This window comes from Actinomadura sp. HBU206391 (assembly GCF_014323665.1).
Taxonomy (GTDB): domain Bacteria; phylum Actinomycetota; class Actinomycetes; order Streptosporangiales; family Streptosporangiaceae; genus Actinomadura_C.
This window is the reverse complement of the sequence record NZ_JABVEB010000498.1, coordinates 1-2,040: the sequence shown is the minus strand read 5'-3', so window position 1 is coordinate 2,040 and position 2,040 is coordinate 1. Positions and strand designations below refer to the sequence as shown.

The window sequence follows — 2,040 nt, the reverse complement described above, 5'->3', positions numbered from 1 at the left end:
GCCGCAGACCCTGGCCACGACGCTGCGCGGTCAGGGCATCTCCGCGACCCCGTCCTGGGGCAACGTGCTGCCGGCGGCGGGCGGCGCCATGACCAAGAACCAGACGATCCCCCCCAACCTCATCAGGATCGAGCTGCTCGACCCGGCCCGCAACGCGGCCGGCATGGCCTCGCTCATGGTCACCCGAATGCTGCTGGCCAACGATCCCAACGCGCAGACCGCCTTCACCGGAATCGTCCGGACCGTACGAGAGAGCACCGCGCCCGACCTCAAGACGCAGTTCGCCTCGTTCCGCCGCGACAACCGGGGCCGGTACCCGATCGTGCTCGCACCGGAGCAGGCGCTGTGGAAGCACAACCAGGGAAGCCCGGCGGAACGAGCCATCGCGCTCTACCCGGTCGAGGGGACGATGGCCCTGGACTACCCGTTCACCATCACCGCCAAGGACGCCACCAAGGCCAAGGCCGCGAAGCTCCTCGAGCAGGCGCTGAGCACCTCACGGGCCAAGAGCGAAGTGCGCGCCCTGGGATTCCGGTCGTCGGACGGCGTGGCACCGGCCTCGTTCGGGCCGAAGAACGGGCTCAACCCGAAGGCCCCCCGAGTGCTGCCGGCCCCGCAACCGGCCGACGTGCGTGCCGTCATGCAGGCCTGGGCGAAGCTGTCCCTGAGCGTGCGCATGCTCACTCTGCTGGACGTGTCGGGATCGATGGCCGAGACCGTGCCGGGCACCAAGGTCTCCCGTATTCAGGCGACCGCACAGGTGGCGCAGGGTGGCCTTTCGCTGCTGCCCGACGACACCGAGCTCGGCCTGTGGACGTTCTCCACCGAGCTGGCGGGCCGCCAGGACTGGCGCGAGGACGTGACGCTCGGGCCGCTCGGTCAGCGGATCGGCTCGAACACCCGGCGGCAGATGGTGCTCGCCACGCTCGCCGGTCTCAGGCCCAAGCCGAACGGTGACACCGGTCTGTACGACTCGCTTCTCGCGGCCTTCCGGAAGATGAAGACCACGTACAAGCCCGAGATGATCAACTCGCTGCTGCTGTTGACCGACGGCAAGAACGATGACGCGAACGGCATCTCTCTGTCGGAATTGCGTGCCACCCTGAAGAAGGAGTTCGACCCCAACCGTCCTGTGCAGGTCATTATGATCGGCTTCGGCAAGGGAGTGGACCGCAACGAGCTCGACCAGATCGCCAAGGAGACGCGGGGCAGCGTGCACATCGCCAACACCCCCGAGGAGATCCAGAAGATCTTCCTTGCGGCGATGTCGCGGCGGGTCTGCGCTCCGAAGTGCTGATCCACGACCGGCGGCAGATTTTTCAGATTGGATGGCGATTCCTGTCAACCAGATCGCTGCGGGAGCCGTCCTTCTTGGCGGAGGCCCGACGGGAGCGGGGCGTCGGGCCTCCGTTCTCATCTCGAAAACCCACCTGATATCTCAGTTCGTGGGAGGACCTCGTGCCGGATTGGCCGAGCATCAGCAATGACGATGACCGCCGGATGGCACAGGCCCTGCATGACGGTGACGCCGATGCGCTGCCGCTGATCTTCGACGGCTACGCCGCCCGCCTCTACGACTACTGCCACGCCCTGCTCCGGGACGAGGAGTCCGCGGCATACGCGCTGCACGACACGTTGATAGCCGCGCAGGCGCACATCGGCCGGCTGCGCAGGCCGGAGCAGTTCCGCGGTTGGCTCTACACCCTGGCCCGCAACGACTGCCTGCGCCGTCTCAGCGACCCCGAGCGCCCGGCCGAGCGGAACGAGGCGCCCGAGTCCGACGACGCCTTCCTCGGTCCCGAGGAGCGCGACCGGCGGCAGGAGTTCCGCGAGCTGATTCACAGCGCGCTGGCCGGGCTGAGCGGCAGGCAGCGTGAGGCCGCCGACCTGATGTACCGGCACGGGCTCGACGCGCAGGCGCTCGCCGGCGTGCTCGGCCTCTCGGTCGAGCAGGCCACCGAGCTGGTCGGCGAGGTCCGCGCCCAGCTCGACGACGGCCTCGCCGCGGCCCAGATCGCACGCGACGCCCACGGTGAGTGC

General features: G+C 68.6%; 2 protein-coding genes. Both read left to right on the top strand.

All coding sequences use genetic code 11. The annotated features are described in order from the left end of the window. Positions 1-1,297: VWA domain-containing protein (locus HKK72_RS38800; RefSeq protein WP_187239361.1), on the top strand; the 1,297-nt coding region annotated here is incomplete at its 5' end. Positions 1,298-1,458: 161 nt separating this feature from the next. Beyond that, the coding region (locus tag HKK72_RS38795) for an RNA polymerase sigma factor (RefSeq protein ID WP_187239360.1) at positions 1,459-2,040 on the top strand (582 nt) is incomplete at its 3' end.